Annotated in this window: 7 protein-coding genes; 5 read left to right on the top strand and 2 right to left on the bottom strand. The window is 66.3% G+C overall.

Annotated features, from left to right (window positions below; all coding sequences use genetic code 11):
- From AC0L3S_RS38675 to AC0L3S_RS38665, 3 genes are all read left to right on the top strand, one after another.
- A partial coding sequence (locus AC0L3S_RS38675) for a polysaccharide biosynthesis protein (protein ID WP_473285143.1) occupies positions 1-594 on the top strand: 594 nt, incomplete at its 5' end.
- 2 nt (positions 595-596) lie between these two features.
- Positions 597-1,817: a glycosyltransferase family 4 protein gene (locus tag AC0L3S_RS38670; protein ID WP_473285141.1), complete on the top strand. Its 1,221-nt coding sequence runs from the start codon at positions 597-599 to the stop codon at positions 1,815-1,817.
- The gene (locus AC0L3S_RS38665) at positions 1,814-2,761 is read left to right on the top strand and encodes an NAD-dependent epimerase/dehydratase family protein (protein WP_473285139.1); all 948 of its coding nucleotides are present in this window, start codon (positions 1,814-1,816) and stop codon (positions 2,759-2,761) included. The genes AC0L3S_RS38670 and AC0L3S_RS38665 overlap by 4 nt, the downstream gene beginning before the upstream one ends.
- Here the strand turns inward: AC0L3S_RS38665 and AC0L3S_RS38660 are convergent.
- On the bottom strand, positions 2,749-3,768 hold the full coding sequence (locus AC0L3S_RS38660) for an MraY family glycosyltransferase (protein WP_473285137.1): 1,020 nt from the start codon (positions 3,766-3,768) through the stop codon (positions 2,749-2,751). The genes AC0L3S_RS38665 and AC0L3S_RS38660 overlap by 13 nt on opposite strands.
- Positions 3,765-4,724: a lysylphosphatidylglycerol synthase transmembrane domain-containing protein gene (locus AC0L3S_RS38655; protein WP_473285135.1), complete on the bottom strand. Its 960-nt coding sequence runs from the start codon at positions 4,722-4,724 to the stop codon at positions 3,765-3,767. Before AC0L3S_RS38655 ends, AC0L3S_RS38660 begins: the two co-directional genes overlap by 4 nt.
- Before the next feature lie 299 nt (positions 4,725-5,023).
- Here AC0L3S_RS38655 and AC0L3S_RS38650 point away from each other — a divergent pair, with 299 nt between their 5' ends.
- Positions 5,024-5,215: a hypothetical protein gene (locus AC0L3S_RS38650; RefSeq protein WP_473285133.1), complete on the top strand. Its 192-nt coding sequence runs from the start codon at positions 5,024-5,026 to the stop codon at positions 5,213-5,215.
- 7 nt (positions 5,216-5,222) lie between these two features.
- The coding region (locus tag AC0L3S_RS38645) for a sugar phosphate nucleotidyltransferase (protein ID WP_473285131.1) at positions 5,223-5,710 on the top strand (488 nt) is incomplete at its 3' end.

Raw genomic sequence — 5,710 nt, 5'->3', positions numbered from 1 at the left:
CAGGCGCTCGACCATGATCTTGCGGCGGGTCACGGCGGCGCCAGGCGGTCGATGCGGCTGATCTCGGTCCGGTTCGGTAACGTGCTGGCGTCGAACGGCTCGGTGGTGCCGAAGTTCAAGGCCCAGATCGATGCCGGCGGTCCGGTGACGGTCACGCATCCGGACATGGTCCGCTACTTCATGACCATCCGCGAGGCGTGCGATCTCGTCATCACGGCGGCAACGCATGCGCTCGGAACGCAGCGCTCGGACGTGTCGGTCTACGTGCTCAACATGGGCCAGCCGGTGAAGATCGTCGATCTCGCAGAGCGCATGATCCGTCTCTCGGGCTTGCAACCCGGCTACGACATCGAAATCGTGTTCACGGGCATGCGGCCCGGCGAACGCCTGCACGAGATCCTGTTCGCCTCCGAGGAGCCGACCCGCGAGATCGGTGTCGCCGGGATCATGGCCGCGCAGCCGAACGAGCCGCCGATGCAGACGCTGCGCAAATGGATTGCGGCGCTGGAGCAGGCGATCGCGCGCGACGATCGGGCCACCATCAGGACCATCCTGAAGGACGCGATTCCGGAATTCGGGTCGACCGCGGCCTGATCATGCAGCCTCGAGGCAAGATCGTCGTGGCGAGCCAGCATTACCCGCCTGATCCGAGCACGACCGCGGCGATCATGGCCGAGATCGCCTGCCGCATCGCGGGGGATCACGAGGTCGTGGTGCTGTCGGGCTCATCGGGCGCGTTGCCGGCCTCGCAAACCGGCCCGGGCAAGCCGCGGGTCGTCGCCGTCAAGAACAGGATGGCGGGCAAGGCGGCGCTGGTGCGGCGCGGCGCCTCCGAACTGCTGTTCGCGGCGCGCACGTTCCTGGCGTTGACACGGGAGCTGAGGCGAGGTGACGTCGTGCTCACCGTGACCGCACCGTTCATGCTGCCTTACGCGGTCGCGGCGGCGGCAAGGCTGAAGGGCGCGCGCTCGGCGCTGATCATGCACGACCTCTTCCCCGACGTGCTGGTGATGGCGGGCCTGCTGAAGCCCGGTTCGATCGTGGCCATGACGATGCGCGCCGCCAACAGCCTGATGTTCCGCGCGCTCAATGCCGTCATCACCATCGGCCGCGATGCGGAACGGCCGCTGCTGAGCTATTCCGGCATGACGCGGAACAAGATCCGATTCATCCCGAACTGGGCGACGCTCGTGGCCGCACCCCGGCCGGTGACGGCGGATAATCCGTTCCGCAAAGCGCTCTCGGCCGATTTCGTTGTCGGCCTGTCGGGCAATCTCGGCTTCACCCACGATCCGGAGATCGTGTTCGAGGCGGCGCGCCTTTTGAGGGCCGAGCCTGGCATCCACTTCCTGCTCTCCGGCTGGGGCATCGGCTTCGAGCGGTTGAAGCAGTTGCAGGCTGAAGCGAACTTGCCCAATGTCTCCTTCGTGGGGCGGGTCGAGGATGGCGAGCTCGAGGCATTCCTGGCGGCGGCCAATCTGTGGATCATTCCGTACCGGAAGGACGTTGCGGGGGTGTCGGTGCCGAGCCGGTTCTACAATCTTCTGGCCGTCGGCCGTCCCGTGGTGCTGGTCTCCGAACCGGAGGCCGAGGCTGCGTTGACCGTGGTGGAGAACGGGCTAGGCTGGGTCGTGACGCCCGGCCGTGCCGACCAACTGGCCGAGGCGATCCGCGCGGCGTCTCGCTCCGACGCAGTCGCGATGGCGGAGCGCGCGGTCAAGGCGGCGGCGAAGTTCGATCGCGTCACCGCGATGAACGCCTATGCCGGGCTGATCGACGAATTGCTGCGCAACACCGAACTGGCGGAGCGACGATGAACGAGCGCAAGCCAGTCGTGTTGGTGACGGGTGCGAGCGGTTTCGTCGGCCGTCATGTCGTGCCCGCACTTGCGCGCGAGGGCTGGTCGATCCGCCGCGCGGTGCGCCGGCCGGAAGGCATGGACGACGAGGTCGTGATCGAAACGATCGGCCCCGAAACAGACTGGCAGGCCGCGCTTCAGGGCGTCGACGCCGTCGTTCATCTCGCCGCGCGGGTGCATCACAAGCACGAGGAGCATGCGGTCCAGCTCTACCGCAACGTCAACATTGCCGGCACGCTGCACCTGGCGCGCAGCGCGGCGACGGCCGGCGTGCGCCAGTTCATCTTCATCAGCACCGTTCTCGTGCACGGTCGCAGCAATGACGGCCGCGCGCCGTTCAGCGAGGACGATGTCCTGACGCCGCGCGGTCTCTACGGCATGTCCAAGGCCGCGGCCGAAGCGGGCTTGAAGACGCTGGCGCGCGACAGCGCCATGAAGATCTCGGTGATCAGGCCGCCGCTGGTCTATGGTGCCGGCGCCAAAGGCAATTTCGCGCTGCTGACGCGTGCATTGAACCTCGGGCTGCCGCTGCCCTTTGCCGCGATCCGCAACCACCGCGCCTTCCTTGCCGTGCAGAACATGTCGTCGTTCATCCTGCGCCGGCTCGCCCATTCTGACCCCGCCAGCAATTTCGAGGTTTTCCTGGTGGCTGATAGGGAACAGGTCTCGACTCCTGACTTCATCAAGCGCGTGGCCAACGCGTCCGGCAAGAACCCCCGGCTGTTCGCCATGCCGCCGGACCTGCTCAGCAAGCTTCTCATCGTGATGCGCCGGCAAGAAACGCATGACAGCCTAATCGGCTCGCTCGAGCTCAACGTCTCCAAGGCGATCGCGACCGGGTGGCAGCCGCAGGTCACCCTGGACGAGGGCCTGCGGCTTGCACTGTTGGCTCAGGACAGCTGAGGGCGCGAGAACCGTCGCAGCACGAATCCTACTGCGATCGCACCTGCCAGCAGCGCCAGCATCGTGATCGTCGCCACACCGGCACGAATGGTGACGACAGCAAGCAGCGCAAGCACGAGATTGAGGGCGAATACCTCGCCAATCACCCGCCGGACGGTAAAACCATTGTCGGTGGCGCGCTGGTAAAAATGCGAGCGGTGTGCCGACCAGAATTGTTCGCGCCTGGCGATACGGCGAAACAAGGTAAGCGTGGTATCCGCGAGATAGTAGGCCGGCAGCAACAGCGCCGCCGCCGGCTGCCCGCGCCAGGCGAGCTCCAGCAGGCACCAACCAAGCAGGAGGCCGATCGGCAGGCTGCCGACGTCGCCCAGGAACACCTTTGCGACGGGTCTGTTGAACGGCACAAAGCCAAGCATTGCGCCGCAAAGGGCGGTGGCGATCAGTGCCGCGGGCCAAGACAAGTCTCCATTCATTCCCAGCAGCAGCAGCGCCGCGGTGACCGGCACCACTTCCGCCGCCGTCATCAGGTCGAGCCCGTCCATGAAGTTGACGAGGTTCACGAACCAGACCCCGCCGAGCAGGATGAGGCCGCGCTCCAGCGGAAGCGGCAGCGCCGGCACGATGCGCGCGGTCTCCGGCGCGGTGAACACGACTGCGGCGACCGCGGCAGCTTGCAGCACGAGCCGCACGAGCACCGGCAGCGAAACGATGTCGTCGGCGAATCCGACCAGTGCGATCAGGACCGTCGCACCGATGAGCGGCGGGGGGATTTCGATGCCCGCCCAGACCGCCCAGACCGAAGCAACCACGAGCGTTGCGACGATCAGCGCGATGCCCGCGCCCTGCGGCGTCGGGATGCGATGCGAGGATCGCGCGTTCGGCCGCGCCAGCGCATAGCGCTGGAGCAGGGGACGGCTGGTCCAGGTGACGAGCGCCGAGATCAGCGCGGCGGCCCCAACCGCGACCAGTGTCGGCACGGCGCCGAGAGCGTCGGTAGCCGGACTCATTCCAGCACCCCGAGCGGCGCGGACCCCTGCGCGGCTTTCTCCGCGCTGAGAATCCAGACCAGGCCGCCGAAAGCGCCGACGATGAACGAGACCGCGCCGAACAGAAGCGAGACGTTGACGCCTTCGTTCGCCGCAAGCCCGGCAAACCCGAACGCGAGGCCCATCGTGGCCTCGCGCACGCCCCAGCCGGCGATCGAGATCGGCATCAAGGTGATCAGCATGACCGGCGGGAGGAGCAGCAAAATCTGGCCAAAGCTGACCGGCGCGGCAATCGACTGCACCACGCACCAGGCGATGACGACGGCAAGGACGTGGACGACGAACGACAGGATCGCAATGATCGGTCCGCGCGTCGCATTGAAGATCGCGCGGTTCGCGATCACCGCGCAGGCGTGAAGGTGATGCGTGGCCCACCAAGTCTTCAGCCACGACCATCTCAGCGCGCCGAAAGCCAGGAAGCCGAGGCCGCCTGCGAGCGCGGCCAGATCGACCAGCAGCAGCGCCGAGCGCCCGTGCGGATCGGTGATGAGATTGTAGCTCCAGGGCAGGCTCGCGACGATGAGAATCGCCAGCGCGATCAAACCGATCGCGCGATCGACGAAGATCGAGTAGGTCGCAGCGCGCCAGCCGGCGCCGGCGCGCGCGACGAGCCACAGCCGGACCGCATCGCCGCCGATCGCCGACGGCAGGGTCTGGTTGAAGAACGATCCGATCACGTTGTAGCGCATGGCCCGGCCGAGCTCGAGCGGGGCGCCGCATTCGGCGCTGATCTCGCGCCAGCGCAACACGCCGACGAAGATTTGCAGGAACGTGATGGCGATCGCCAAGCCGATCCAGAACAGGCTGGTCACGGTGAAACGCGAAAACAGTTCGGACAGATCGACCTTGCGCAGCGCCAGGTAGAGCAGCGCTCCGGAAATCAGGATCTTGGCCGTCGACAGCAGGATTCGGCGCATTTCGCCCGCATGAACAAGGGTTGAAGCAACCCGACGCAAGGCGCCGAATTCGGCCGCTTTGGTATGGTTTTGGCGTCGATCTTGCAATAGCAGTGATCGAGGGCCCTCATGCAGGGTGGTGGGGCTATTGCGGCCCCGTCGATGCGGAGGCTAAAGAGGCGCCGCGGGCGGAAGATCGAGCGACGGATCGGGCGAAGCGGTCCTTGGGAACAGGATGAGGGATCACCGCAGATCATCCGGCTGCCGCAAATGCGCCGTCTAAGGCCTACAATGTCGGCCACCACCACCCGGAAGAGCTGATGCACGTCGTCGGAGTTCTGGAGCCGGAGCTGGGTCGGACGGCGATCAAAGAATCGCTGCCGAGAGACCTTTTGGAAACGTTCGCGGATGTCGAGGATCTGATGCGCGATACCGGCTTTGCACCGTCAACGCCGAGCGCGCACGGAATTCGTAATTTTGTCACCTGGTATCGGAACGACCTGAAGGTTTGAAATGACGATGGACAAACGCATTATCCCCCTGATCATGTGCGGCGGTGCCGGAACGCGGCTGTGGCCGGCTTCGCGCGAGGTGCGCCCCAAGCAGTTCCTGCCGCTGTTCGGCACGCGCTCGACCTTCCAGGACACGCTGTTGCGCGTCTCGGAGGCCTCGCTGTTCGATCGCCCGATCGTCATCACCAATGCCTCCTACCGCTTCATGGTGCTGGAGCAGCTCGCCGAAATCGGCGTCGAGGCCGACGTGATCCTGGAGCCGATGCGGCGGGATTCCGGCCCTGCGATCGCCGCCGGCGCGGTGTTCGCGCAGAACCGCGCCAGTGAGGCGATCGTGCTCGCGCTCGCCGCCGACCACGTGGTGCAGGACAATGCGGCGTTCGTCGCGGCGTGCCGCCAGGGCCTCACCGCCGCGAGCGCCGGGCGCATCGTCACCTTCGGCGTCAAGCCGGAGCGGCCGGCGACCGAATACGGCTATATCAGCCCGGGCGAGGT

The organism is Bradyrhizobium sp. Ken01, from assembly GCF_055807355.1.
Note: the sequence above shows the minus strand (reverse complement) of the source record. Positions and strands in the feature narration are given on the sequence as shown.

Excerpts from the sequence above, each read along its gene's own strand:
- AC0L3S_RS38670 (WP_473285141.1), top strand. The coding sequence starts at position 597 with ATGCAGCCTCGAGGCAAGATCGTCGTGGCGAGCCAGCATTACCCGCCT.
- AC0L3S_RS38665 (WP_473285139.1), top strand. The coding sequence starts at position 1,814 with ATGAACGAGCGCAAGCCAGTCGTGTTGGTGACGGGTGCGAGCGGTTTC.
- AC0L3S_RS38660 (WP_473285137.1), bottom strand. The coding sequence starts at position 3,768 with ATGAGTCCGGCTACCGACGCTCTCGGCGCCGTGCCGACACTGGTCGCG.
- AC0L3S_RS38655 (WP_473285135.1), bottom strand. The coding sequence starts at position 4,724 with ATGCGCCGAATCCTGCTGTCGACGGCCAAGATCCTGATTTCCGGAGCG.
- AC0L3S_RS38650 (WP_473285133.1), top strand. The coding sequence starts at position 5,024 with ATGCACGTCGTCGGAGTTCTGGAGCCGGAGCTGGGTCGGACGGCGATC.